The organism is Novosphingobium profundi (assembly GCF_018491765.1).
GTDB classification, from domain to species: Bacteria; Pseudomonadota; Alphaproteobacteria; order Sphingomonadales; family Sphingomonadaceae; genus Novosphingobium; species Novosphingobium profundi.
The window spans coordinates 45,013-70,309 of record NZ_JABWCU010000015.1; the positions used below are offsets into that span (position 1 = coordinate 45,013).

Sequence of the window (25,297 nt, forward strand, 5' to 3'; positions counted from 1 at the left end):
CGGCCGGTATCGCAGGATTTGTGTAGCAGCGCGCCGCTTTGAAGATAAGGTGGATAAATTGGCGTAGACTATTCAAGGAATCCGAAATGTCCGAACCGGGCACCCCCACCTTCGACCAGCTGAAGATCTTCCTCGCTGTGGTCGAGAACGGCAGTTTCGCGGGGGCGGGGCGGGCGCTCAACCGCGCCACTTCGGCGATTACCTATGGCATCGCCAATTTCGAGGCCCAGCTCGGGCTGACCTTGTTCGAGCGCCAGGGCACCCGCAAGCCGCGCCTGACCGTGGCGGGCAACGCGGTGCTGGCCGAGGCGCGTGCGATCGGCCAGGGCATGAACAGCCTGCGCGCGCGGGTGAAGGGGCTGCTCGAGGGGCTGGAGGCGCAAGTCGACCTCGCGATCGACGTCATGCTGCCGTCGCAGTGGCTGGGCGATGCCTTGCGCGCCTTCTATCTCGAATTCCCGACGGTCACGCTCAACCTCCATGTCGAGGCGCTCGGCGCGGTGACCGCGCTGGTGCTGGAAGGCACCGCGAAGATCGGGATCAGCGGCCCGCTCGCGGCCGAAACGCCCGACATCGAGACGGTGGCGATCGGATCGGTGCCACTTGTCCCCGTCGCCGCGCCGCACCACCCGCTGGCGATGGCCGGAGCCCTCAGCCCGGGCATGGGGCGCCTCCACGTCCAGCTCGTGCTGACCGACCGCTCGCCGCTGACGCAGGGGCGCGAATTCGCGGTGGTCAGCCCGCACACCTGGCGTCTTGCCGACCTCGGCGCCAAGCTCGCCCTTTTGCGCGAGGGGATCGGCTGGGGCAACATGCCGCGCCCGATGATCGAGGCGGACCTTGCCGCGGGAACGCTGGTCGAGCTCAAGATGCCCGATGATCCCGGCGTCGACTACCGCCTCTCGTGCATCTACCGCAGCGACACTCCGCCGGGCCCGGCAACCGCCTGGCTGCTTGCCCGCTTCCAGGAAGGCGCCGCGCGCCACCCCATCGCCTGACGCGCGGCAGGACTGCTCAGCGCGTATCGAGAATGTAGCCCGCCGAGCGCACCGTGCGCGGCACCAGCGGCACTTCCTGGCGCTGCAACGAGAGGCGCAACCGGCTCATCCAAACATCAACGGTGCGCTCGGCGTGGACTTCCTCACCCTTGCCCAGCACGCTGATCAGGTTGGCGCGCGTGAAGACCCGGTCGGGGTTGCGGAAGAAGTGCGCAAGCAACCGGAATTCCAGCACCTTGAGCTTGATCGGGCGGCCATCGTAGCGCGCGAGATAGGCGTTGGTGTCGACCTTCATCTTGCCGATCGCGAGCACCGGCTCTTCGGGCGGGCTGACCGCCCCCTGGTAGACGCGGATACGTTCGGCAAGCGCCTCGGGGCTGAGCGGACCGACGATGTAGTCGTCCGCGCCCGCCTCGAGCGCCCGCGCGCGCAGCGCGTCGTCGTGCTCGGGCAGGACCATGGTCACTTTCGCCTTGCGCCCGAACACGGTCTGGCGCAGCAGAGAGAGGAGCAGGACACCCGCCATCGCGGGCAGTAGCCAGTCGATGAAGATCCAGGTCGCATCGTCGACCTGAAGGTCGAGCAGATTGGCGGGATCGACCACCGAGACGCCCAGATTCAGGAACGTGTCGGTGATGTGATCGACGTGGTCCTTGTTCCCCGAGGTGAGAACGATATGACCAAGCTTGAGCATTGGTAGGGCAATCCAGGTTGCGGTTTCGCCGCCCTTTGCACCCTCGAATACTTACCGTGTCTGAACGAAGGCTGTCACGCGCCTCGAAAATGAAGCGCAACAAAACCGCCAAGAATGTCACATTTTTGTAACCCACTCTTCCTAGGAAGGGCCCAGGCGACCCCACCCTCCTTTCGTCAGGGGCGGGTGGGATCGATGTTACGTGAAGTGGTGCAAGTTTTCGGGTCGGGCCGCGTGCCCCGCCCGCGCTTCATGGATGTGTTGGCGGCGGGATGCCCGTGGCATCCGCCAAGGTCAGACACCGGGGGGTCAGCCCGGTGATTGGCGCGAAGGCGTGCCCTTTGGGCAGCGAGCGTCTTCGCGCGCCGCCAACGCAAACGTGCGCCATCCCGCAAGGGACAGCGCACGCGTGGCAAGATGCGGCAGCGGGCTTGGGTTCAGAACTTGAACTGCGTCCAGACGCCGAACTCGTCGTAGGTGCCTTCGTCGGTTCCCCCGATGGTGCCGTTCGACGTCGCCATCGCGATGTCGTCGGCCTCGTCGCGCTTGTAGACGAGGGCGATGTCGATGTTCTTGACCCCGGTGTAGTCGACACCGAAGTCATAGTAGTTCTCCTTGGCCTGCGGCACCGAATCCCGCGTCGGATCGACCCAGTCGTAGCGCCCGAAGAGCGCGAGCTTCGGGCTCACGGCGTAGGAGCCGAAGGCCGACCAGCCCGTGGTCTGGTCCTTGCTCGTCACCGCCCAGTCCCAGGCCGAGAAGTACTCGACACCGACACGGACCGGCCCCTGGACATAGGACGCCAGCGCGTCGAAGCGCTTGGCGCGATAGGGCGTCGCGCTGTCGGCCAGCGTCGCATTGCTCTTGCCGAGCTTTCCGTCATAGCCGCCCACGGCAAGCGCCAGGCCCTTGATCGGGTGAACGTCGAGACGGCCTTCGAGATCGATCGTGTCGGTCTTGCGCTCGAGCGTCTTGTAGCCCTCGCCGCTCACCGCCGAGACCTGGTAGCCGACCAGCCCATGGGCAAGCGTGCCGCCCACGTGCACCCCCCAGTCCGCCGAAGTACCGTACTTGGTGCGGTCGATCAGCGTGTTCTCGACGAAGCGGTAGTTGTAGACACCTTCCACGTAAGGCACCCAGGGCAGGTCCGCCGCGCCCAGGCGCACCCAGAGTTCCGGCGCGAACCTGGCCTGGAGATAGGCCTTCTTGACGTAGACACTGTCGTCGTTGGTAAGGCCGTTCGAGCCGTAGCGCACGTCGGTGGTGAGATCGGCCGAGAAGATGTCGCTGAACGTGTGATCGACCGAGATGTAGAACCGCTTCAGTTCGGCCTGCGTGCCGTTGGTCGCGGTCTTGGTGCCGTCCGACACCTGGTGGATCGTGCTGAGGTTGAGGTAGCCCTTGCCGCCGATCGTTGTGCCCTCGAGCCAGCCCGGCAGCTTGCCATCCTCCGAGGAGGCAGCCGTCGGGGCCGGGGTAGCCGGCGTCGAGGAGCTAGCCGTCGATGCCGGTTCCGTCGCCGCAGCCGGGACGGGCGCAGCGGCCTGGGCGGTCTTGAGCTCGTTGATGCTTTGGGTGAGTTGCTGGACCTGGGCCTCGAGGGCTTCGATCTTGGCGGTCGTGTCGGAGCTGGCATCCTGCGCGAGAACAGGTGTGCTGCCAAGCGCCAACGTGCCCAGCATAGTGCCGAGCAAGAGAGCGGTCTTCATTCTTGTTTTCCCTAATCGTCAGTGCGAGAACCGGGTCAGTCGGAACTCGTGCAGCGGCGTTAGGAGCGCTTCGTGACGGTGGCGTGAAACCAAGATGGCGGTTTGATGACAGTAGCCAGACCCGCGAAGCCGACCACCACCCTCGCGCAGGACATGGTGCCACGCCGCGCGGATGGCCTGGATCCGCAACGTCTTTTCACGACATGACAGGAACCCGATCGGCAGTGCCTCGCTTTGCCGGAACACGCCGGAATCGCCCGTCAGAAATGCATGCCGTCCTTGCCGCGAGGACGATCGCCGAGCCGCTCGCCGGTGGCGGCGAAGTAGACCATCTCGGCCACGTTGGTGGCGTGATCGCCGATCCGCTCGATGTTGCGCGCGACGAACAGGAGGTGCGTCGCCGCCCCGATGTTCTGGGGGTTCTCCATCATGTAGGTGAGCAGCGTGCGCAGCATCGTATCGTAGTAATCGTCGACCACCCGGTCGCTCGCGCAGACTTGCGCCGCGAGCGCCGCGTCGCGCGCGATGAAGGCTTCGAGTGCGTCGTGGACAAGCTCGGCCGCCACCCGGCCCATTTCGGGCAGGAGGCTGGTGGGGAGCGCCTCGGCGCCGTGTTCCAGCATCGCCACACGCTTGGCGATGTTCTTGGCGTAGTCGCCGATGCGCTCGACGATCCCGGCGATCTTGTGCGCCGCGATCAGGTCGCGCAAGTCGTCGGCCATCGGCGCGCGGCGTGCAATGATCTGGACGACCAGCGTTTCCGCTTCGGTCTCCAGCGCGTCGAGCTGGTGGTCGCGCTCGACGATCAGGGCCGCGCCCTCGCCGTCGGCCTCGAGCAGGCAGGCCAGCGCACCGCGCAGCGCCGCCTCGGCATGTGCGCCCATCCGGCGGATCAGCGCGCGCAGCTCGTTCTGCTCCTGGTCGAAGGCCTTGAGCGTGTGGGGGGGCGAAGTCATGAGCCGGGCTCCCTCAGCCGTAGCGGCCGGTGATATAGTCCTGCGTGCGTGAGACCGCGGGGCTGGTGAAGATGCGCGAGGTCTCGTCGAACTCGACCAGTTCGCCCAGGTGGAAGAACGCGGTCTTGTCCGAGACGCGCGCGGCCTGCTGCATGTTGTGGGTGACGATCACGATCGTGTAGCGCCCGCGCAGTTCCTGGAGCAGTTCCTCGATGCGTGCGGTCGAGATCGGGTCGAGCGCCGAAGTCGGCTCGTCGAACAGCACGATCTCGGGGCGCACCGCGATGGTGCGCGCGATGCACAGGCGCTGCTGCTGCCCACCCGAAAGCGAGAGCGCGCTCTGGTCGAGCTTGTCCTTCACCTCGTCCCACAAGGCCGCCTGGCGCAGCGCGTCCTCGATGCGGTCGGCGAGTTCGGACTTCGAAAGCTTCTCGTAGAACGAGAGCGCGAAGCCGATGTTGGCGCGGATCGTGGAAGCGAACGGGGTCGGCTTCTGGAACACCATGCCCACACGGCGGCGCAAGTCGGCAAGGTCGGTCCCGCGCGCGAGGATGTTGTGCCCGTCGACAAGGATCTCGCCTTCGGCGCGCTGCTCGGGGTAGAGCGCGTAGATGCGGTTGAGCGTGCGCAGCAGGGTCGACTTGCCGCAACCCGAAGGGCCGATGATCGCGGTTACCGCGAGCGCCGGAATCGCGAGATTCACGCCGTGGAGCGCTTGGGTCTGCCCGTAGTGGAAATCGAGATGGCGCACGTCGATCTTGATCGGCGCTGCGGCAAGGCCCTGTGCGGCGTCGGTGCCGAAATGGGGACGCGTATCGGTGGTAATCATGAATGTCTCCCCCGTGCGACCAGCCTGACGAGCAGGCTGAGGACGAGCACGAAAACGGTGAGGATGAGGGCTCCGGCCCAGGCCAGCGCGTGCCACTGGTCGTAGGGGCTCATGGCGTATTGGAAGATGACCACCGGCACGTTGGCGAGCGGGGCGTTCATGTCCGCGCTCCAGAACTGGTTGTTGAGCGCGGTGAAGAGCAGCGGCGCGGTCTCGCCGCTGATGCGCGCGACGCCCAGCAGCACACCGGTGATCACGCCGCTGCGCGCGGCCTTGTAGAGCACCTGGAGGCTGACCTTCCAGCGCGGCAGGCCGAGCGCGAAAGCGGCCTCGCGCATGCGGTCGGGGACGAGGCGCAGCGCCTCGTCGCTGGTGCGCACGACCACCGGCACGAGGATCAGCGCCAGCGCGAGGCTGCCCGCATAGCCCGAGAAGTGACCCGAGGGCACGACGACGAGTTCGTAAATGAACAGGCCGAGCACGATCGAGGGTGCACTGAGCAGGATGTCGTTGACGAAGCGCACCGCGCTCGCAAGCCGGGTGTGGCGGCCCTGCTCGGCAAGATAGGTACCCGCCGCAAGACCGATCGGGGTGCCGATCGCGATGGCCAGCACGATCATCACCGCGCTGCCGTAGAAGGCGTTGAGAAGCCCCCCGTCGGCGCCCGGCGGCGGGGTCATTTCGGTGAACAGCCTGGGGCTGATCGCCGCCGCGCCGTTGGCGAACGTGGTCCACAGGATCCAGGCCAGGAAGAACAGGCCGAAAGCGGTGGCCAGCGCCGCGCAAACGAGCGCGATACGGTCCGCCAGGCGGCGGCGAAAGAGTGTCCAGTTCATGGTCAATGCGTCCGCCCCAGGCTGCGGTCCATCCGCGCCAGCATCAGCTTGGCCAGCGAAAGGACGATGAAGGTGACGATGAAGAGCAGGAAGGCGAGCGCGATCAGCGAGGAGCGGTAGAGTTCGGTATCCGCCTCGGTAAATTCGTTGGCAATGGCCGCCGCGATCGAGTTGCTCGGCATCAGCAGCGAGGCGGAAAGGTCGTGCGCGTTGCCGAGCACGAAAGTCACCGCCATCGTCTCGCCCAGCGCCCGGCCCAGGCCGAGGAAGATCGCGCCCACGATCGCCGAGCGGGTGTAGGGCAGGCTCACGTGGCGCAGGATCTCCCAGCGCGTGGCGCCCAGCGCCACGGCGGATTCGCGCAAGGCAGCCGGAACCGCGTTGAGCACGTCGCGCGCGACCGAGGCGATGAAGGGCACGATCATGATGCCCAGCACGATCCCCGCGGTCAGCATGCCGATCCCGATCGGGGGCCCGGCAAAGAGCGGTCCGACCAGCGGCAGGCTCCCCAGCGTGTCGTTGACCCAGGGCTCGACGTGGCTCGCCATGAAGGGTGCGAACAGGAACAGGCCCCACATGCCGTAGATGATGCTGGGCACGGCGGCGAGCAGTTCGATCGCCACCGCGATCGGCTGGCGCGACCAGACCGGCGCGATGTCGGTCAGGAACAGCGCGATGCCGATGCTGACCGGCACGGCGATGACAAGCGCGATCGCCGAGGTCACCAGGGTACCGTAGATCGGCACGAAAGCCCCGAACTGGCCATTGACGACATCCCAGTTCGCGCTCGTGACGAAGCCGAGTCCGAACGTCTGGAAGGCCAGCTTGCCGCCCAGCGCCATCGACAGCGTTACCGCGATCAGGATGAGGAGGACCAGCCAGGCCGCACCGGCGGTCGCCAGACCATAGAGCCGCTCGGGAAGGGCGGCGCGCGAAGCTGGGGGCGACGCGGCCGGGGCAGGCCCGGCCTCCTGCGTCGGCACCGGGGCCGCATCGTGCGGGGCGGCAAGGCTGGTCATCTCGCTCACTTGATGTTCGCGCTCCAGTACGCCTCGATCTGCTTCACGACGGGCGCGGGCAGCGGTACGTAGTCGAGCTTGGCCGCCTGGGGCTGGCCCTTCTCGAGCGCCCAGCGCAAGAACTTCAGCGCCGCATCGCTATGCTCCTTGTCCTTGGGCTGCTTGTACATCAGCACGAAGGTCGAGGCGGTGATCGGATAGGCCTTGGCGCCCGGTGCATTGGTCATCACCAGGTAGAAGTCCTTGGAATTGGCCCAGTCGGCGCTGGCCGCGGCGGCCTGGAAGCTTTCGGCGCTGGGCGCGACGTAGTTGCCGGCCGCGTTCTGCACGTAAGTCCAGGCCATGTCGTTCTGCAGGACATAGGCGTATTCGACATAGCCGATCGAGTTGGGGATCTGGTTCACGTAGGCCGCGACGCCCTCGTTGCCCTTGCCGCCCACGCCACCCGGCCACTTGACCGATGTCCCCTCGCCCGCGCCCGCCTTCCAGCTTGCACTGACCTGGCTGAGGTAGTGGGTGAAGTTGAAAGTGGTGCCCGAGCCGTCCGAACGGTGCACGGCGGTGATCTTCGCGCCCGGCAGCTTCACGCCCGGGTTGAGCGCGGTGATCGCCGGATCGTTCCAGGTGGTGACCTTGCCCGCGTAGATATCGGCAAGGACCTGGCCGCTCAGCTTGACCTGACCCTTGGCGATGCCCTCGATGTGGACCACCGGCACGACACCGCCGACGATCACCGGGAACTGCACGAGCCCCGCCTGGGCGAGTTCCTCGGGGGCAAGCGGCTTGTCGGTCGCGCCGAAGTCCACCGTACCGGCCTTGATCTGCGCGATACCGCCACCCGAGCCGATCGACTGGTAGTTGACCTTGACGTCCTTGGCCTGCGGGTAGTCCGCGGACCAGGCCGAAAGCACCGGGTAGACGAACGTCGAGCCCGCACCGGTGATGGCCGCGCTTCCGGCATCGGACTTGCCCTGGCAACCGGCCAGCAGGAAGGCGCCGATCAGCGCGGTGGACATGAACTTTTTCAAGAGAGGCTCTCCTGGGTTGGGGATGCGTGCGGGATTTGTCCCGAACGCCGGAAATGCCGACTGCACCGGCACGAAAACGCGCCGGAGCCGTCGGGCTTTCGCTGTCCGAGCCGGAGCCGGGCGGGGCCTGCGCGACACGCTTTCCCGCCCGGCTGCGGCACGATTACTTGAAGCTCGCCGCGCTGTAGGCCTCGATGTGCTTCACCAGCGGGCCCGGCAGCGGCACGTAGTCGAGGCTGAGCGCCTGCTTCTGGCCCTTTTCGAGCGCCCAGCGGAAGAACGTGCGCGCGGCGGCAGAGCTGGCGGGGTTCTTGGGGTGCTTGTACATGAGCACGAAAGTCGAGGCGGTGATCGGATAGGCCTTGGCGCCCGGCGCATTGGTCATGACCAGGAAGAAGTCCTTCGACTTGGCCCAGTTGGCGGTCGCCGCCGCGGCCTGGAACGAGGCCGTATTGGGCGCGACGAACTGCCCGGCGGCGTTGCGCATGAGCGTGTAGGTCATGTGGTTCTGCAGCACATAGGCGTATTCGACGTAGCCGATCGCGTTGGGGATCTGCTTGACGTAGGTGGCCACGCCCTCGTTGCCCTTGCCCCCGACGCTGCCGCCGGGCCAGTTGACCGAGGTGCCCTCGCCCACGCTCGCCTTCCATCCAGGGTTCACCTGGCCAAGGTAGTGCGTGAAGTTGAAGGTCGTGCCCGAACCGTCCGAGCGATGCACTGGGGTAATCGGCGCGGAGGGCAGGTGCAGGCCGGGGTTGAGCCTGGCGATCTGCGGATCGTTCCAGGTCTTGATCCGGCCGTCGTAGATATCGGCAAGGACCGGGCCGCTGAGGCGCAACTGGCCGGGCTTGAGGCCCTGAATATTGACGACCGGCACGACGCCGCCGATGGCGACGGGGAACTGGGCGAGGCCCGCCTGTGCAAGTTCCTCGGGCGAGAGCGGCTTGTCGGTCGCGCCGAAATCGACGGTGCCCGCCTTGATCTGGGCGATGCCGCCGCCCGAACCGATCGACTGGTAGTTGATCTGGTCGCCGGTCATCGTCTTGTAGTCGGCCGCCCACTTGGACAGGACGGGGTAGACGAAGGTCGAACCGGCTCCGGTGATGTTCGAAGCTTGCGCGGCGATGGCGGTGCCCGCGAAGGTCACGGCAAAGAGGCCCGCTGCAATACGGCGGGAAAGGCGCGTCATGGTCAGTCTCCAGGTAGCGAGGTCAGTCGCGGTTACGTGGGTTTTGTGGTGCGCCGCCGCATTGGGCCCGTGTCATGACAGCCATGTGAAGCGTGGATGACACTTTCGTGAAACGCCCCCATTCACCTCCAAATCCCTGAAAAGACCGGTCGGATTGCCATGCCTGCCGCAAAAGGCCGGTTTGCCGGGGCAACTTGTCCGCTTCTTGCATGGACACCTGCGGGCACCTCGCCCCCGAGGAGAAATGCATGGACCTTGTCGCGATTGTGCCCGTGTATCGGGGTTCGAGCGCGACATTCGCGTCGGCTTTGCGACACCCCCTCGGCTTTGCCCCCCCCCACCGCGCGCGCGATCCGCGTGCCCCCAGCGTTCCCAACCCCCGAAAGGAGACTGACATGCCCGATCTCTTCGTGATCTGCGAAGCCCGCGAGGTGCAGGAGGAAGACGTGCGCCGCTTCGTCCTCGCCCGCCAGGTCGAGGGCGCGATGGTGCCCTGGCCGATCCTCGTCACCCGCAAGGGCGGGCAGTTCCACGCCTACGAAAACGCCTGCCCGCACGACGGCAAGCCGCTCGATGGCGGTCAGGGTGATTTTCTCGACGAGGAAGGCAACTTCCTCCAGTGCAAGGCGCACGGCGACCTCTTCGACATCGAGACCGGTGCCTGCTTCATCGGCCCCGCCAAGGGCCAGAGCCTCACGCGCCTCGAACTCGTCATCGACGAGGGCGACATCTGCATGATCGACGAAGGCCTCACCGACGAGGACGGAATGCACCTCGAAGAGCCCGACGCGCACCCCGAAGTGATGATCACTTCGGACTGATCTGCGGCCGGGGCGCATTGATGCGGGTCAATGCGCGGGCCCTGCACATCCCTAGGCTGTCGGGCTCAGCGACCCTTGGGAGGCAGGGCCATGGCCAGTCAGCCGTTCGACTTCTTCCAGCAGATGCGCCGAGGCTTCGGGCAGATCCTCGACAGCGCCGCCAGCGACGGCGAAGCCGAGACCACCGCACTCGCCGGTCGCGCCTTCGGCTGGTTCGAAAGCAACATCGCGCAGCACGGCCGGGAGCTGGAACCGCTTGCCTGCGCCAGGGGGTGCCCGACCTGCTGTGCCTTGCGCGTGACCGCCACGGCGCCCGAGATCTTCACGATCGCCGACTACGTCCGCAAGGTCTCGGCAACACCGCAAGGCGCGCGGCTCGCGCTCGCGAAGCGGATCCTGGCGACCGACGCGCGAACCCGGGGGATGGCGCCGGAGGACCGCCTCGCCTCCGGGATCGCCTGTCCGATCCTGTTCGAAGGCGTCTGCGTGCTGCACCCGGTGCGCACGCTCGCCTGCCGGGGCCATGCGGCCTACGTTGCGGCGCAATGCCAGGGGGCCGCGCGCGGCGAGGATGTCACGGTCGAACTGTCCGAGCCGCACCACACCTTGCGTGCGCTCGTCCAGAACGCGCTGCAGGCCGCACTGCGCGACAAGGGCCTCGCCTGGGGGCTCTACGAACTCAACCACGCGCTGGCGCTCGCGCTCGAGGACACTACGCGCCGCGAAGCCTGGCTGGCGGGCGAGGACAGCCTTGCGCCCGCGGCCGTCGACGAAGCCGACCTGGCCGCGCTCGCGGCGCTGTTCGACGCGATGCCCGCGCCCGCCTAATCGCCCAAGCCGGACACCTCCACCCACCACCCGCAGCTGACGAGGGGCATCGAGAACCCCTCGACACGCCACCGGACCGGACACGGCAACGCCTGATGCCGCCGCACCCACCTGCGCAACAGGCGTCTCACTCGATGCCCTCCTGCCAAGCCTTGGAATTGATTGCCGCCTGGAAGCGCGCGGCCGCATAGCGCGGGTCCGAGGCGACTTCGGCCTGGTTGGCGTAAAGCGCCGCGCGCGCCACTTGCGCTTCCTCGGCGGTCAGCGTGATGCGGCCCGCGACGTGGGTCGCCTCGGGCGCCGCATGCTGGATCTGGAGCTTGCGCGGATGGCTGAGGACGTCGCTCACGTCCATCGCCTCGGGCTTGCCGTCGAGCGTCACGGCGAGGCCGATTACCTCGACGCGCCGTCCGTCCCGTGTCGTCTTGATGTAGGTGGCCATGCGATTGCTCCTCGTTCAGGGTACCGGTTCGGGCTGGACGCGCTCGGCAATGTCCATGCCGCGAAAGATCGAACAGCGCAGGAAGGCCGCGAGGTCGGGCGCGAGCCGCTTCTGGCTGCAGTACTTGGCGGTGAGCTTGGCAAGGCCCTTGATGTCGCGTCCGCTGGCGGCGGGAAACCGGTCGGCCAGCTCCTCGACGAGGCCGGGCGCAAGCGCGAGGCCGAACTGTTCGCCCATGACCTGCCAGATCCGCACCCGCCCTGCCCGGTCCGGCGAATGGTAGCGGATCAACGCGATGCAGCGCGAGACGATCGCCTCGTCGATGTCGTCGACCCGGTTGGTGGTGAGGAACAGGAGCCCATTGAAGTACTCGAGCACGCGCAGGAACACGCCCACCACCGCGTTCATCGCCATGTCGTTGTCGCGCCGCTTGATGTAGACGTCGGCCTCGTCGATCAGCATCACCGCGCCCCAGCGCTGCGCGCGCGTCAGCACGTCCTTGAGCGCGGCTTCCATCTGCGTGACGTTGAGGCCGAGCTGGCCCGAATGAACGCGGTAGAGCGGGCGGCGGATGATCTCCGAATAGACTTCGGCGGTCAGCGTCTTGCCCACCCCCGGAGGCCCCGCGCACAGCACCGTGGTACCGCCCGACTTGCCCTCGACGATGTCGTCCATCAGCACGTCCATCTCCGCCGTCAGGATGTCGATGAGGTCGGTCTGCTCGGGGGGAAGGACCAGCTTGCCCTTGAGCGCGGGCTGATAGGCGTAGGGTTCCATGTCGTCGACGTGGACCCACACGTAGTGATGCAGATCGAGGTGGAACATCAGCACGAAGGCGTGGACCGGCACCTCGCGGAACATGTCGGGCGGGATTGCCGAGGCGAGCAGGCGCAGTTCCTCGTCGTTGTCGTACTGGTTGCTCTTGCCCGCACGGCGCAAGTACGAGGCGAGGATTTCGCCCGGTGCGTCGAGCGTCAGCGCGCGATCGGCAAGGATGCCCTCGTCGTTGACGAGCCGCGCCTTGCCGCCCGAGGCGCTGAGCACCACCACGTCCTTGCGCGCCCAGTCGGTGTCACGCCGCGGCGCGCTCGGGTCCTCTGCGTAGAAGGCGCGCCCCTCGGCCGCAAACTGCTCGCCATAGCGGCCCCGCCAGGCGTAATAGCGGCTCGCCGTGGCGTCGTATGCGGCCAGAAGATCGGCGGTTTCCTTGAGGAAACCCTTGGCCACGAGCACCTCGCCCAGCGTGTGCCCCTCGATGTCGGCTGCGGTCACGCGGAACAGGTTGGTGACCAGCGTGCCCTTGGCGTTGGCCTTCAATTCGACGAAAAGCTTGCCGCTCTCCTCGTTGTTGCTGGGCGTGTAGTCCAGCCGGGTCACCACGTAAGGCAGCGGGCGGCGCGAAATGTCGGCGCTGAACAGCCAGCCCCGCAAGCCATCGGCGACAAGATAACGCACGAGATCGACAAGGAAATCCTCAAGCTGTTCGCCCGCATAGCGCCTGCCCGGCTTGCCCAGCGCCCCGCGCAAGGTGACGAGCTGCGCGGCGCGCACGCGCTGGTCGGGTCCCGCCTCGCGCAGCAGGCCACCCAGAAACGCAACCTGCGTATCCGAAAGGTCACCCACCGCCACTTCGGCCCGCTCGGCCAGCCGCAACTGCGCGGTGAGCCCCGCAAGCTCGGGAAAGCGCGCGACCAGCGCCTCGAGGTGCGCACGCTCGAGCGCCAGCTTCATGCCGCGCACCCTTGCGCCAGCTCGGCAACGACCGGCCAGCCCACCTCGCCCTGCGGGTCGAGCCGGCGCAGCGCGGCCAGGATCGTCTCGGCGTCGCGCGGGCGCGCGTCGCGCAGCGCGATGAAGGCGAGCGCCTTGAGGGTATAGAGCGCGAAACGCCCCGGATCGGCCGGCGCCGTCCGCGTCGGCAACCAGAGACGCCAGTCGGGGTTCCAACCCGCCTGATGCGCGGCCTCGGCCAGTCCCGCCTCGGCCATCGCCCGAGCTTCGCCAAGGCGCCCGGCGTAAGTGTGGATCTTGTAGAGGCAAAAATAGGTGGGAAGCGCTCGCGGATCGCGCGCAAGTGCCTCGCGGAACAGCGCGTCGGCGCGGTCCTTGTCCTGCCGGTGGGCCCGCACTCCGGCCTGGAGGAGCTGCTCGACCTCCTCGGGCAGCTCTCCGAAATCGATGGACTCGAACGGGGCGTCAGACAACATCGGGCTTCTCCTTGGCGCGCCTTGCAAAGCAAGAAGCGCGCCAGCCTCGATGTGCGCGCAAATGAGGCTAATTCAGGAGATTACCCGAGGAACCAGGCGGTCGCGGATACGACAATGTCGGGTTCGCGACCGACAGGATGGATCGGGGGCGCCATCGGCCGGCGCCCCCGACGTCGGTCTCAGCGCGCGAGGAAGCCGCCGTCGACCGGATAGTAGGTCCCGGTCATGAACGAGGCGCGCTCGGACAGGAGGAAACTCGTCATGCCAGCGATTTCTTCGGGCCGGGCGAGGCGGTCGAAGGCGTGCAGTCCCGCGAGCACCGAGCGCTCCTCGTCGGTCATCGTCTTGCCGAGCGCCGGTGTCTCGACGAAGGCCGGGCCCACCGCGTTGACCCGGATGCCCTGCCCCGCATAATCGAGTGCGGCGGTCTTGGTCATGCCCACGATCGCGTGCTTGGAAGTCACGTAGGCGGCCGAACCCGCCCATCCGACCGCGCCCAGGATCGAGGCCATGTTGACGATCGCCCCGCCACCCGAAGCGATCATCGCCGGGATCTGGTATTTAAGCCCATAGAACACGCTGTGCAGGTCGACGCCAAGGACCCGGTGCCAGTCGTCGAGCGCGATGTCGGCGAGCGGGGTCGAGGGAGCGCCGATGCCTGCGTTGTTGACCGCCAGATGCAGGCCGCCGAAGCTTTCCACGGCAAAGTCGACACTCGCCTTCACCGCCGCGGCGTCGCTGACGTCGGCCTTGAACGCGCGCGCGCGCTCGGGGCCATAGGCCTCGGCAAGCCGCCGGGCTCCGGCCTCGTCGAAGTCCGCGATGACAACTTTCGCGCCTTCGGCAAGGAGATCCTTCGCCACCGCTTCGCCGATACCCGAAGCCCCGCCGGTGACGATCGCGACCCGGTCCTTGAAGAGTGCCATTGAAACTGCTCCTTGGTCTTGGCCGCCGCGCACCCAGTGCGAAGCGGCGCTGCATGTGCCGGGTATAACGCGCATCAAAGTATCCGGTTGCGTATCTTTTATGCTACGCCGTTCGCAAGGGGAAGTGCACATGACGCAAGACAGCCGGCCCGATGCGGAACCGGTCCGGCTCGCCGGGCGCCCCTCGCTCGAGGCGGCGCAGCGGATCGAGGAAACCATGCTCGACGCCGCGCTCGAAGTGTTCGTCGCACAAGGCTTTCGCGGCGCGAGCATGGAAGCCATCGCGCGCGCGGCCGGCGTCACCAAGCGCACGCTCTACCGCCGCGCACGCACCAAGTCCGCGCTTTTCGTCGATGTCGTCGAGCGGCTTGCGCTCCGCTCGGGGGTGCCCGAACTCGCGCACATCAAGGCCGGACCGCTGCGACAAAGGCTGGAGGCTGCGAGCGAGATCCTGCTCGGCTGGATGCTCGCGCCCGAGGCCATCGCGCTCTATCGCCTGATCGTCGCCGACGCGACCACGCATCCAAGCCTTGCACGCAGCGTCGACGGCCCGTTCCAGCGCGCCAGCGAAGCGCTTGCCGCGATCCTCGCCGAAGGCGACGAGCGCCCGGCCGAAGTCATCCGTATGGGCGCGGACATGTTCGTGCGGCTCGTTGCGGGCGAGGCGCTCGACCGCGCGGCCCAGGGCATCGAGCCACCCGGCGTCTCGCTCCGCACGCAGGACCGCGCGCGCGTCGGTGTCGCCTTCTTCCTCGCCGGATGGGCGTCCTGGGAGCGCTAGGCGCGCGCAGCCACATCCCTTCCGCCTATCCTCGTGGCAAAGCGCGGTTGTACAAGGCCGACGAGGACATCGGACGCGAAGAACCGCTCCGATCCGCGTCGAGAGCGAAGCGATGTTTGCTAGATCAGCATGTCGCGGCGGCGCAGCGCGGCAATAGCGTCGCCATCGAGCACACAGACGAGATTGCGCAGGCCCCCGCGGTTCTCATGGTTGGTGAAGCGCCCCTGATAGAAGCGCGTCAGATAGCCGCAGCGTTCGAGTTCGGCGAAGACCCGGCTGGCGTTGTCGGCCCCGGTCGCGCGCACGTGATCGGCCACCGCGCTGTCGACAAGCTGCTGCGCCTCGATGAGGTCGTCGGGCAGCTTGTCCTTGAGCGACGCGCGGATGCGCTTCTCAAGCGCCTGGCGGCGCTTGTCGCGCCCCGACATGCGCGAGAGGCGGTCGCCGATCCATTCGCGCAGCGGCATCGTCTCGCCATTGTCGCCGGTCACGAAGGGGCCCGCGCGGTTGCCCGGCCCGGCCTGTTCGGCCAGCAGGTTGAGGACCATGAAGGCATAGCGCGGCCGCTTCGACTTTTCCGAGAGAGTGTCGAGAATTCGGCCGATATTGAGGGATGTCTGCGCCATCGTTCTGCCTCCGTTCCCACCGGATTAGCCAAGCGCGAATTACTTGACAAGCCCGTTTTAAGCCGGACTTCGCCCCGCTCATGGCGATTCGGAAACGCCGTTCGTGACAGTTTGCCTAGAGCGCGACGTAATCGCCTGGAGCGATTGAAACTCCCGTTCTGATCGAAATTTCCAGCAGCTTGGCCTCAGGTTTGGCTGTTCCCGTCGCCCCATGGCCCTCAAGGCAAACTGTCACGACTGACGTGTAGGACTTGGGCGCAGATCCACAGGCGCAGTCGCCATGCACGACGCGCGGCGCAGTCAAGGCTGCGCCGCGCGTGAAACTTCGCGTATTCGGGATAGGGCGCTGACGCGCCCGGAGGATCAGCGCGCGCCGATAGAGATGATCACGCGGCCGATGTCGCGCGCACCGGCTCCTGCCAGCAGCGCGAACGCTTCCGGCGCCTCCTCCAGCGTGAAGCGCCGGCTGATCGAGGGCTGGAGCGAGAGCTTGCCCTGCGCGATGAGATCGAGGACCTCGGCCTGGCCGCTGCCCGCACGCACGCCGAAGATCGCCAATTCGCGATCGACGATGTCCCAGTTGCCCACCGGCAAGGCACCGCCCCCGGTGAGCGCGATCCGCCCGCCGGGCGCGGCAAGCGCGAAGGCCTGCGTGACGCCCCACGCGCTTGCGGTCGTCTCCATGATGGCCGCAAAACCGCCCGGAAAGGCCGCCAGCACCCGCTCGCGCACGTCCTCGCCATGCGCGGCAATGGGGAAGACCTGAGCTGCGCCCAGGTCGTGCGCGATTTGCGCGCGCCGTCCGCTGCCGCCGATCGCGACGGCCTCGATGCCGAGCGCGCGGGCGAGCGCAATCGCGCCATGGCCCATCGCACCGACACCGACGATCGCCACCCGATCCCCCGCGCCAAGCCCCATCTTGCCGAAGGCGTTGAGCGCGTCGACCGGGCCCGCCAGCATCGCCGCGTCCTCGAACGCGACCGCATCGGGCAAGACCGCCAGCTTGCGCGCGCGTACCAGCACCAGTTCCTCGCAGCAGGTCTGGCGCACCAGCGTCTTGAAGGCGGGATCGAGGCACAGGTTCTGGCGCCCCGAGGTGCAATGGGCGCAGGTACCGCAATGGTCGAGCGCGAGCGCGCTGACCCGGTCGCCCTCCGCGATCCCCTCGACACCGGGGCCTAGCCCGCGCACGATACCGGAAAAGTCGGCGCCGATCCCGACCGGATAGGCCGAGACGTAGCGCCCGCCCTTGTTGAGGTAGGTCGAAACGTCGGTGCCGTAAGGGGCGTAAGCCATGATCGCGACGAGCGCCTCGCCGGGGCCGGGCACGGGCACTTCGGCCTCGACCAGCCGCAAGTCGCCCGGCGCGAAGAGACGCGCAGCCTTCATGCGCCGGTCCCGAAGGTCCAGACAAGCAGGCGCGCGCCTTGCGCGCTGGCATTGGCGGCAAGCAAGGGCGTGTCGGCCAGGCCCACGGTGTAATCCCCCGGCTGCCAGATCTCGCCCGCGCCCTCCAACGTCCCTTCGAGGACATAGGCTTCCCAGGCACTGGCGAGCACGGGCGCTTTGCCCTGCCAGCCCGCCGGAACGAGCGCCTCGAAGGTGCGCGCGCCGCTCACGGGGTCCTGGCTGAAGGGCCGGATGCGCCATTCGGCCGGAAGCGCAGGGTCCGCCACAGGCGCGACGTCGGCCACGCGTGTCTCGAAGACATGCCCGCGCGGGTCGGCGGAACCGGGCAGCGGGTACTCGACCGGCTGCTCGGGTTCGTGGACGAGGTTGAGCACGAGCAGGCCATCGCTGCGCACGAGCGCGAGCGCGCCTTCCTCGGAGCGCTCGTCATGGCCATGAACGACGTCGGCAGGGCGGTAGAAATAGACCCCCTCGCGGAAGTAGTGGTTCCCGTCGAGCGTCACCGAACCTTCGAGCATGTAGACTTCCTCGAACGCAGCGTGGAAGTGCGCCACTCCGCCGCCGCGCCAGCCCTTGGGGATGTAGACGAGGTTGGTGACGTGGCCGGTTTGTACATCCTCGCCCAGCTTGCGGCGTTTCAGGCCATGCGTGCCCAGCATCTCCCAGGGCAGGTCATTGCCCCGCACGTGCTCGAGCGGGCGGGCGAGTTTCAGCGAGCCCGCCATCACAGCTCCGCCATCAGGCGGCCGAAGTGGGGAACGTGATCGGAAATCCCGCAGGCGCGCAGGGCGTGCCAGTAGGTGGCGGTGTTGATGGCGATGACCGGCTTGCCCAGCACCATCTCGGCCGCCGCACAGAAGCGGATCGCCGAGACGTTGGTGCCGACCTGGATCAGGCAGTCGACGTCGTCGCCGTCGAGGTGGCGGAAGGTCTCGCGGATCTTCGCCTCGTCGATCTCGGCGATCGCGGTCCAGCTCGGCGCCTGAAGCGGCACGTCGCGCACCGTCTCGTAGCCGTGGTCACTGAGGAATTTCGCCACCTCGGCATTCGCGGTCGGGTAGTAGGGCGAGAAGAACGCGACCTTCCTGATCCCGCCATAGGCGCCAAGCGCGGCGGCCAGCGCTTCCGAGCCGGTCGAGACCTTGAGCCCGGAGACTTCCTCGATGTTTTCGCGCCATTTGACCGCGCCCTCGGCGCCGCCGAAGAAGGTCACCGCCGACATGCCCATGACGAGGTAATCGGGCGCACAAGTCAGCACGCCGCGCACCGCGTCGAGCGTGTTATGGCTGATCTCCCAGGCCCCCGCCATGAAGGTCTCGTTCGAGACCGCCTTGGCGTTGTCGACGACGATGCGGCTGTAGTGGTTGGTCACCCCGTGGGGGCGCAGATCGTCGAAGTCGGGCTGGACGATGGTGTTTGTCGAGGGCCCGAGCACGCCGAACTTGTAGCGGTAGCCCTGAACATCCCGATTGCGCCGCGGCGGCATCACGCTGGTGGTCATGCGATTTCCCTTTCCTGCTGGAGACTGGCGAACAGAGCCTGGCGAAGGAGGAACTGGCGGCGCGCGGCGGGGTCCTCGTGGATCGCGCGCATCTTCGCGCGCTTGGCCTCGAGCTTGGCGCCCTCGGCCATGCCCATGCTCTCCATGTTCTCGATCGTCTGCGCCTGGATGACGCTGCGGGTAACGGCCTGGCGCTGGCGTTCGAACAGGTCGAGCGCCGCGCGCCCGGCATCCTTGCGCAGGATCTGCCAGAGCTTGTCGGCCAGGTTCCAGCCATCGTGGATGCCCGAATTCATGCCGAAGCCGCCGAGCGGGTTGTTGAGATGCGCGGCATCGCCGATGATCGCGTGGCGCCCGCTCACGAACTCGCGCGCGACGCGCTGGTGCACCTTGTAGATCGTGCGGTGCGTGGTCTCGACGTCGCCGTGGCCCACGATCCGGCGGAACACCGCGTCGCGGTTGGCATCGCTGATCAGCTCCTCGTCGCTCAGCGCCCCGTCGGCGGGCACCAGCACGCGCCAGACGCTGGGCACCTTCAGGAGCACCAGCCATTCCTCGGGATCGGAGATGTAGTTGACGTAGCTGAGGTCGGTGATCACCTTCTCGATCGGATAGGCGGTCGACATCGAGACGAACTTCTCCTCGTAAGTGAAGCCGTCGAACTCGGTGCCCAGTTGCTTGCGCACTGCCGAGCGCGCGCCGTCCGCGCCGACCACGAACTTCGCTTCCACCTCGATCAGGGTGCCGTTGTCCTCGAGCGTCGCGATCACCCCGTCCGCGCTTTCGCGCGAGGACACGAACCGGCAGTTGAAGCGCAAGTCGACATTGGGCAGCGCGGCCAGCCGGTCGCTCAGCAGGCGCGCCATGTTGTACTGCTCGCACTGCAGGCGGAAGGGGAACTTCGTCATGTCCGCCAGTTCGCCGAGGTCAAAGGCGAGGATCTCGCCGCTGCGGCGGTCGCGCATCTGGTAGACCGGCGCCTTCAGGCCGATCTCGATCAGTGGCTGCGCCGCGTCGATCTCGTCGAGCATTTCCAGCGTCGAGGCGTGGATCGTCGTCGCGCGCAAGTCGTGCGTGCTCGTCGCCTCGCACTCCACGATCATCACGTCCAGACCCAGCGCCGCAAGGCGCGACGCGCACGTCGTCCCCACCGGCCCCGCGCCGACAACCAGGACCTCACATTTCTTCATGATCGCCGCATGCTCCCTAGTAACCCACTTCAAGCATGGCTTGATCAGTGCTTTGCCGAAGTGTTGCATCGGCCCGGGGGCGAAGGAACGTTGCGGCCAAAAACCATCCGCATCGCGGAGGGCGAACCTGCACCGGTGAGACAAGGCCTTGACAGGAGGGGCCGCGTACCGCTGTCTTGTGGCCATGCTAGGTCGCGAGAAACCAGTGACACACGACAGAGAAGCCAACCGGACGGAAGAAAAGAGCGAGCGGGACATGATCCGTTCGCTCTCGCGCTCGATACAGGTCATCCAGGCCATCAACCGCCACGGCTCGCTGGGCCTGACGGAGATCTCGCGCGCGGTCGACATACCCTATCCCACGGCCTATCGCATCGTGAACACCCTCATGGACGAGGGGCTGATCGAGCGCGAGCCGACGCGAAAGCGCTATCGCCCGACCGCCCTTATCCAGACCCTTTCGTGCGGCTTCCAGAACCACGACCGGCTGGTGGGCATCGGCCGCCCGCTGATTTCGGCGTTCACCCAGGAATTCCACTGGCCGCTCAGCATCGTCACGCGCGTGGGCAACAAGATGGTCGTGCGCGATTCCACCAGCACGCAGACCACGCTGACCTTCAACAACTACTATCCGGGCTGGCAGGTGCCGCTGCTCGCCTCGGCCTCGGGCCAGGTCTACTGCTCGTTCACCTCCAGGGCCGAACAGCAGGAACTCATCAACCAGGCCTATATCAAGCAGAAAAAGCTCGACGCGGTGATCCTCAGGGATTTCGAGAGCGGGCAGGCGCAGCAACGCATCCGCGAGCTCGGCTATGCCGCCGTCGCGCGCACGCCCTATTCGGCGAACCCGGGCAAGACCTCCTCGATCGCGGTGCCACTGTTCGAGAACCAGCAGCTGCTCGGCTCGCTGGCGCTGGTCTACTTCGCCAATTCGATGCCGCTCAGCGAGGCGATCGAACGTTACCTCGATCCGATGCTCGAGGTCGCACGGCAGATCGGCCGCGGGCTCGAGGCTTCACCGGTCGGGATGACCCGCTTCGACGAGGCGGCGGAATAGCCAGGCCGCCAGCGCCGCGAGCGCGATGAGCGCGCAGCACACCAGGAAGCCCGGACGGTAGCTGCCGAATAGGTCGTAGCCCTTGCCCGCGAACCACACGCCCAAGCCCGAGGAAATCGCCTCGAAGACGATGAAGGCGCCGGTCATCTCGCCCAGACTCGGACCCGCGAAGCTATTGGCGATGACCACTTGGGTGAGCACGTAGCAGCCCGCCCAGCCTGCCCCCAGCAGCACCAGCCCGACCAGCGCAAGCGGCGCGCCGCCGAGGCTCAGCAGAAGCGCGCCCGCGAGCAACAGCATCTGTTGCGAGTTCCACACCCGGTTGACGCCCCAGCGCTCGGCCGCCGCACCGACAAGGACCTTGCCCACCAGACCCGTCACGAAGACGAGGCTCATCCCCAGCGCCGCCTTCATTGCGTCGAGCCCGATGTCCTGGAGGTAGAGGAACAAGTTGAGCAGGAAGGCGGTCGAGGCGAAGAAGGTCCCGAAAGTCGCCAGCAACAGGAGGCCCAGCGCGAGGCGTGGGCGTGAAAGGTGGCCCAATGCGCCGGTGAGCGCGCCCGTGCGCGGCGGTCTGGACGGTTCGCAAAGCGGTTCCTCGCGCGCCGCCTCTCGGGGTGCACGCAGCAGCAACGCGGCGAGCGGCACCAAGGCGAGCGGCACCAGCGCGGCGAAGCGCAGCACGCTGCGCCAATCGGCGTGCTCGAGCGCAAGGACCGTGAGGCCCGGAAAGATCGCCGCGCCAATACTTGTCCCCGACAGCGCGATCGCAGTCGCCAATGTGCGCAAGGCGGCGAAGCGCGCGCGCACCATGAGCACGACGATCACCACGTGCGAGGAGGCAAAGCACAGGCCGAGCACCGCGTAGAGCGCATAGATCACCCCGATGCTCCGCGCATGGCCATAGGCCGTCAGCGTGGCCGAAAGCAGGAGGAGCCCGCCCAGCACGATGTGCGCGGGGCGCACGCGCGTGGTGAGCAGCCCGACGAGCAGCCCGCAGACGCCCGCCGAAAGCAGGAAGATCGTCTCGCGCAGCTTGAGCGCGGCGCGCGCGATGTGAAGGTCCGCCAGGATCGCCGTATCGAGCGCGGGGAGCCCGGCCGAGATGATGCCGTGGCAGGCGGTCATCACCAGCAGCAGCCCGCCGATCATCGCCCAGGCGGAGCGATCGGGCCTTGGTGATCCGCCCAGCTCGAGCGCCGCTGCGGGATTACCCGCCATGGCGGCGATCCGCCTCGGGCGCACGGACGAGGTCCCACAGCCCGTCGTGCCATTCGAGGAGCACGCAGCCGCCGCGCGTGCGCTCGTCGAAGCCGTGGATCGAGTAGGCGGGATTCCAGAGAAACGAGCCCGCGCGCATCGGCCGGGTGTCGTCGGGCTGGATGTCGCCGGCGATGCAGAAGATTTCCTCCTCGACTGGGTGCCAGTTTGCCCCGCCCACCCCGCCGAACCCGGCAGGCACCTTGAGCAGGCGGGTATCGGCGCCGCTGCGCGCGTCCTGCCACAGCACGCGACGCTCGAAACCCTCGAGCCGCTTGCCCGCGATGACCGGGACGAAGGGCGCGATGCCGAGGCAATCGGCCAGGATCACCGGCTCGGGCGAGGGCCCTTCGACATCGGCGCTGTCGACGATCACGATGATCTCGCTATCGGCCAGCGCCTCGAGTTCGAGCGGGCGATCGCCGGGCAGCACCGCGAAGCCGTTTTCGCCCAGCACCGTCTGATCGACGCGCAGGCGCCCGGCCAGCACGAAGACCTGCACCAGCGCCCCGTCCGCGCGCGCGCTCGGCGCCGTCCAGCCGCGCTCGAGCAGCAGGATCGCGCTGCGCAAGGCACCATCGGCAAGCCGCCGCAGCGCTTTTCCCGGGCAGGCCGCCCCGTCCCAGGGCGCGAGGTTCTCGACGGCGAGCTCGTCGCGGTGCACGCAAGTCGAAATGTCGCACGCCAGTTCCCGGGTCACCGATCCATCCTTGCTGCCTGAACCATAGGGCAGGACCTTGCGGGCATTTCCTGCGATCGCCAAACAGGCAGAGCCCCATTATCCGCGATCCGGAGGTCCATGCGCCGCCAACTGGCGCTGAACGCCGGGTTTTGGAACGCTTGCCCGAGGACCGGGACAGGAGATACGCAATGCGCCCCCGCATAGTCGATTTGCACGTGGATGAACTGGACTGGGTGCCGCTTGGCCCGCCCGGGCTCTATTCGCGCCTGCTCAGCCGCGACCCCGAGACGGGCGCGCGCACCGCGCTGCAACGCCTGACCCCCGAGGACGGCTACACCCCGCCCGACACCGCGCACTTCCACCATACCTACGAGGAAATCATCGGAATTTCGGGCGACTTCAGCTTCGATTCGCGGCGCTGGGTAAAGCCCTGCACCTATGTGTTCCACCCGCCCCGCACGGTCCACGGCTTCGCCAGCGCGATCCGCGCGGAATCGACCTTCCTCTCGCGCGTGGGCCGCGATCTCGATTTCAACTTCGTGCCCGAGCCCGAGGCCGACGATCTCTACGTCGTCGAGGGCAAGGCCCCGCCCCGCGCGCCGGTCGCGCTCGATCCCGAAGAGACGCTGCGCGACTTCGTCGCCGGCGAACTGCTCGGCAGCGCGGTCGAAGTCCGGCGTCTCAGCGTCGATCCGGTGAGCGGCGAAGGCTCCGCGCTCGTGCGCCTGCCCAAGGGCTGGAGCAACCGACTTCGCAACGTTCCCGAATATCTCGAGATCTTCGTGATCGAGGGCGGCCTTAAGGTCGACGGCAAGGCCCCGCCCGCAGGCCGCGCCTATTTCTTCTACCCGCCCGGCGAGAGCGTGAACGCGCTCGAAGCGGCGCAAGACACGCTCGCCTACGTCAATTTCGGCGGGGCGCTGGGCCTGTGAACGTGCTTCGCGGCCTCATCGTCAACGCCACCGGCCCTGTCGGCGCCCTCGCGCGCGAGGCGCTGTGCGACCATGCCCTCATGACGCTCGACGCAGCGGGGACCGACGAGGCGGGATGGGAAGCCTTTTGCAGCCGCTGCGCCGAACAGGGCCTGCTCTTCGACACCATCGTCCATTGCCCGATCGAAGCGCCGGGCCCCGAAGGGGTCGAGCGCGAGATTCTGTCCGCCTGGCTCACCGCGAAATTCGCGCTGCGCCTTGCAGCCCCCGGCGAACCCGCGCTGCTGACGGTCACGCGCGAAGGCTTCGGGCCCGTTGCAATTGACGCCGACGCGGCTGGCAACGCAATCCGCATCGCGACCTGCGCGGCGATGCTCGACGCCTCAAAGGCGGGCATCCGCTTGCGCTCGAACCGTCTCGCGCTGTCGCCCGAGGCCGCGAGCGAACCGGCGATCGCCGCGATCCGCGCGCTTACCGACCGGCGCGCGAGTTTCCTTGCGGGCGCGGACGTATCCCTTGCCCCCACCGCGCAAACGGGGGCCGAACTCTCGCTCGCGGGCAAGACCGTGCTGGTCACCGGCGCGACCTCGGGCATCGGACGGGCCAGCGCCATCGAGATCGGGCGCCTGGGTGGCCATGTGCTCGTCGGCGGGCGCAAGCCCGACCTCGCGCGCGAGACGCTCGACCTCGTGCGTGAGGTGGGCGGCGATGGTGAATTCCTCGCGCTCGACGTCACCGATGCCAGCGCCTGGGCCGCGGTGGCCGAACGGATCGCGCGACGCGGCGGCGCGCTCCACGGTCTCGTCAACAACGCAGGCGAGGCGCGCAACCAGCCCATCGGCGAGCTGCACGAGGACGTGCCACGCTTCCTCAACCACCTGAACTACGGCGCCTGTCGCCTGGGCATGGACAGCCTGCTCGACGTGCTCGCCGCGGGCGAGGGCGCGGTCGTCAACGTGGCGAGCGTGGCGGGCATGCGCGCAGGCTTCGCGGGTTCCGCCTATGGTGGCTCCAAGGCCGCGATGATCGGGCTGAGCCAAAGCTACGCGCGCGCGGTTGCCGCGCCGCGCGGGGTGCGCGTCAACGCGATCCAGCCCGGGCTCATCTGGAGCGACAGCGTGATCGATGCGCTCGGCGAAGAGGGTGCGCGCGCGTTTCGCGACATGATCGAGGGCAAGACCCCGATCGGGCGCGTCGGCGCGCCCGACGAGATCGGCCGCTTCGTCGCCTATCTGCTGAGCGATGCCGCACGCGGCATCTCGGGCCAGGCGATCCCTGTTTCGGGCGGGCTCGAACTCGTCCATCCCTGAGCGGCGTGAACGGCGCGCGAAAAAGGGGGGAGTGACCGTTTGGCCGCTCCCCCCTTTTTTGTTGGG

The 25,297-nt window shown here is 67.5% G+C and carries 26 protein-coding genes; 7 read left to right on the forward strand and 19 right to left on the reverse strand.

What is annotated here, in order from left to right; all coding sequences use genetic code 11:
• Positions 1-86 precede the first annotated feature (86 nt).
• A complete protein-coding gene (locus HT136_RS17500) occupies positions 87-998 on the forward strand; it encodes a LysR family transcriptional regulator (RefSeq protein ID WP_214201116.1) in 912 nt (303 codons plus the stop codon).
• A 16-nt stretch (positions 999-1,014) separates the two neighbouring features.
• Here HT136_RS17500 and HT136_RS17505 read toward each other — a convergent pair whose 3' ends face one another.
• The 8 genes from HT136_RS17505 to pstS (HT136_RS17540) form a co-directional block, all read right to left on the reverse strand.
• A complete protein-coding gene (locus tag HT136_RS17505; RefSeq protein ID WP_214201117.1) occupies positions 1,015-1,692 on the reverse strand; it encodes a response regulator transcription factor in 678 nt (225 codons plus the stop codon).
• 437 nt (positions 1,693-2,129) lie between these two features.
• The gene (locus HT136_RS17510; RefSeq protein WP_214201118.1) at positions 2,130-3,401 is read right to left on the reverse strand and encodes a hypothetical protein; all 1,272 of its coding nucleotides are present in this window, start codon (positions 3,399-3,401) and stop codon (positions 2,130-2,132) included.
• A 260-nt stretch (positions 3,402-3,661) separates the two neighbouring features.
• The gene (phoU, locus tag HT136_RS17515) at positions 3,662-4,357 is read right to left on the reverse strand and encodes a phosphate signaling complex protein PhoU (protein ID WP_214201119.1); all 696 of its coding nucleotides are present in this window, start codon (positions 4,355-4,357) and stop codon (positions 3,662-3,664) included.
• A 13-nt stretch (positions 4,358-4,370) separates the two neighbouring features.
• On the reverse strand, positions 4,371-5,186 hold the full coding sequence (pstB, locus tag HT136_RS17520; protein WP_214201120.1) for a phosphate ABC transporter ATP-binding protein PstB: 816 nt from the start codon (positions 5,184-5,186) through the stop codon (positions 4,371-4,373).
• Positions 5,183-6,022 (reverse strand): phosphate ABC transporter permease PstA, encoded by an 840-nt coding sequence (pstA, locus tag HT136_RS17525; protein WP_214201121.1) that lies wholly within the window; start codon positions 6,020-6,022, stop codon positions 5,183-5,185. Before pstA ends, pstB begins: the two co-directional genes overlap by 4 nt.
• A 2-nt stretch (positions 6,023-6,024) precedes the next feature.
• A complete protein-coding gene (pstC, locus tag HT136_RS17530; protein WP_246543872.1) occupies positions 6,025-7,041 on the reverse strand; it encodes a phosphate ABC transporter permease subunit PstC in 1,017 nt (338 codons plus the stop codon).
• A 5-nt stretch (positions 7,042-7,046) separates the two neighbouring features.
• A complete protein-coding gene (gene pstS / locus HT136_RS17535) occupies positions 7,047-8,069 on the reverse strand; it encodes a phosphate ABC transporter substrate-binding protein PstS (RefSeq protein WP_214201123.1) in 1,023 nt (340 codons plus the stop codon).
• Positions 8,070-8,232: 163 nt separating this feature from the next.
• A complete protein-coding gene (gene pstS, locus HT136_RS17540; protein ID WP_214201124.1) occupies positions 8,233-9,258 on the reverse strand; it encodes a phosphate ABC transporter substrate-binding protein PstS in 1,026 nt (341 codons plus the stop codon).
• Between the two features lie 395 nt (positions 9,259-9,653).
• On the opposite strand from pstS (HT136_RS17540), the gene HT136_RS17545 reads away from it, so the two are divergent.
• Together HT136_RS17545 and HT136_RS17550 are read left to right on the forward strand one after the other, a co-directional pair.
• Positions 9,654-10,079: a Rieske (2Fe-2S) protein gene (locus tag HT136_RS17545; protein WP_214201125.1), complete on the forward strand. Its 426-nt coding sequence runs from the start codon at positions 9,654-9,656 to the stop codon at positions 10,077-10,079.
• Between the two features lie 90 nt (positions 10,080-10,169).
• Positions 10,170-10,907 (forward strand): hypothetical protein, encoded by a 738-nt coding sequence (locus tag HT136_RS17550; RefSeq protein WP_214201126.1) that lies wholly within the window; start codon positions 10,170-10,172, stop codon positions 10,905-10,907.
• Positions 10,908-11,034: 127 nt separating this feature from the next.
• Here the strand turns inward: HT136_RS17550 and HT136_RS17555 are convergent, their stop codons facing one another.
• The 4 genes from HT136_RS17555 to HT136_RS17570 all read right to left on the reverse strand — a co-directional run bounded on the left by HT136_RS17555 (position 11,035) and on the right by HT136_RS17570 (position 14,482).
• Positions 11,035-11,349: a hypothetical protein gene (locus tag HT136_RS17555; RefSeq protein ID WP_214201127.1), complete on the reverse strand. Its 315-nt coding sequence runs from the start codon at positions 11,347-11,349 to the stop codon at positions 11,035-11,037.
• A 15-nt stretch (positions 11,350-11,364) separates the two neighbouring features.
• Positions 11,365-13,080: an AAA family ATPase gene (locus tag HT136_RS17560; protein WP_214201128.1), complete on the reverse strand. Its 1,716-nt coding sequence runs from the start codon at positions 13,078-13,080 to the stop codon at positions 11,365-11,367.
• Positions 13,077-13,556, reverse strand: coding sequence for a hypothetical protein (locus HT136_RS17565; protein ID WP_214201129.1), 480 nt, complete (start codon positions 13,554-13,556; stop codon positions 13,077-13,079). Before HT136_RS17565 ends, HT136_RS17560 begins: the two co-directional genes overlap by 4 nt.
• Positions 13,557-13,735: 179 nt before the next feature.
• On the reverse strand, positions 13,736-14,482 hold the full coding sequence (locus HT136_RS17570; RefSeq protein ID WP_214201130.1) for an SDR family NAD(P)-dependent oxidoreductase: 747 nt from the start codon (positions 14,480-14,482) through the stop codon (positions 13,736-13,738).
• Positions 14,483-14,612: 130 nt separating this feature from the next.
• On the opposite strand from HT136_RS17570, the gene HT136_RS17575 reads away from it, so the two are divergent.
• Complete coding sequence (locus tag HT136_RS17575) at positions 14,613-15,263, forward strand: TetR/AcrR family transcriptional regulator (protein WP_214201131.1); 651 nt, start codon at positions 14,613-14,615, stop codon at positions 15,261-15,263.
• 119 nt (positions 15,264-15,382) lie between these two features.
• Here HT136_RS17575 and HT136_RS17580 read toward each other — a convergent pair whose 3' ends face one another.
• From HT136_RS17580 to HT136_RS17600, 5 genes are all read right to left on the reverse strand, one after another.
• Complete coding sequence (locus HT136_RS17580) at positions 15,383-15,889, reverse strand: hypothetical protein (protein WP_214201132.1); 507 nt, start codon at positions 15,887-15,889, stop codon at positions 15,383-15,385.
• Positions 15,890-16,252: 363 nt separating this feature from the next.
• Positions 16,253-17,278: a zinc-dependent alcohol dehydrogenase gene (locus HT136_RS17585; protein WP_214201133.1), complete on the reverse strand. Its 1,026-nt coding sequence runs from the start codon at positions 17,276-17,278 to the stop codon at positions 16,253-16,255.
• Positions 17,275-18,024, reverse strand: coding sequence for a cupin domain-containing protein (locus HT136_RS17590; RefSeq protein ID WP_214201134.1), 750 nt, complete (start codon positions 18,022-18,024; stop codon positions 17,275-17,277). Before HT136_RS17590 ends, HT136_RS17585 begins: the two co-directional genes overlap by 4 nt.
• Positions 18,024-18,800, reverse strand: a complete 777-nt coding sequence (locus HT136_RS17595; protein WP_246543860.1) for a maleate cis-trans isomerase family protein — start codon at positions 18,798-18,800, stop codon at positions 18,024-18,026. The genes HT136_RS17590 and HT136_RS17595 overlap by 1 nt, the downstream gene beginning before the upstream one ends.
• A complete protein-coding gene (locus HT136_RS17600; protein ID WP_246543861.1) occupies positions 18,797-19,990 on the reverse strand; it encodes an FAD-dependent oxidoreductase in 1,194 nt (397 codons plus the stop codon). The genes HT136_RS17595 and HT136_RS17600 overlap by 4 nt, the downstream gene beginning before the upstream one ends.
• Before the next feature lie 256 nt (positions 19,991-20,246).
• On the opposite strand from HT136_RS17600, the gene HT136_RS17605 reads away from it, so the two are divergent.
• On the forward strand, positions 20,247-21,047 hold the full coding sequence (locus HT136_RS17605) for a helix-turn-helix domain-containing protein (RefSeq protein WP_214201136.1): 801 nt from the start codon (positions 20,247-20,249) through the stop codon (positions 21,045-21,047).
• Here HT136_RS17605 and HT136_RS17610 read toward each other — a convergent pair.
• Complete coding sequence (locus HT136_RS17610) at positions 21,006-22,268, reverse strand: MFS transporter (RefSeq protein WP_214201137.1); 1,263 nt, start codon at positions 22,266-22,268, stop codon at positions 21,006-21,008. The genes HT136_RS17605 and HT136_RS17610 overlap by 42 nt on opposite strands.
• Complete coding sequence (locus HT136_RS17615) at positions 22,258-23,007, reverse strand: cupin domain-containing protein (protein ID WP_214201138.1); 750 nt, start codon at positions 23,005-23,007, stop codon at positions 22,258-22,260. Before HT136_RS17615 ends, HT136_RS17610 begins: the two co-directional genes overlap by 11 nt.
• A gap of 170 nt (positions 23,008-23,177) precedes the next feature.
• Between HT136_RS17615 and HT136_RS17620 the strand changes: the two genes are divergently transcribed.
• Positions 23,178-23,921: a cupin domain-containing protein gene (locus HT136_RS17620; RefSeq protein ID WP_214201139.1), complete on the forward strand. Its 744-nt coding sequence runs from the start codon at positions 23,178-23,180 to the stop codon at positions 23,919-23,921.
• The gene (locus HT136_RS17625; protein ID WP_214201140.1) at positions 23,918-25,231 is read left to right on the forward strand and encodes an SDR family NAD(P)-dependent oxidoreductase; all 1,314 of its coding nucleotides are present in this window, start codon (positions 23,918-23,920) and stop codon (positions 25,229-25,231) included. Before HT136_RS17620 ends, HT136_RS17625 begins: the two co-directional genes overlap by 4 nt.
• The last annotated feature ends 66 nt before the right edge of the window (positions 25,232-25,297 follow it).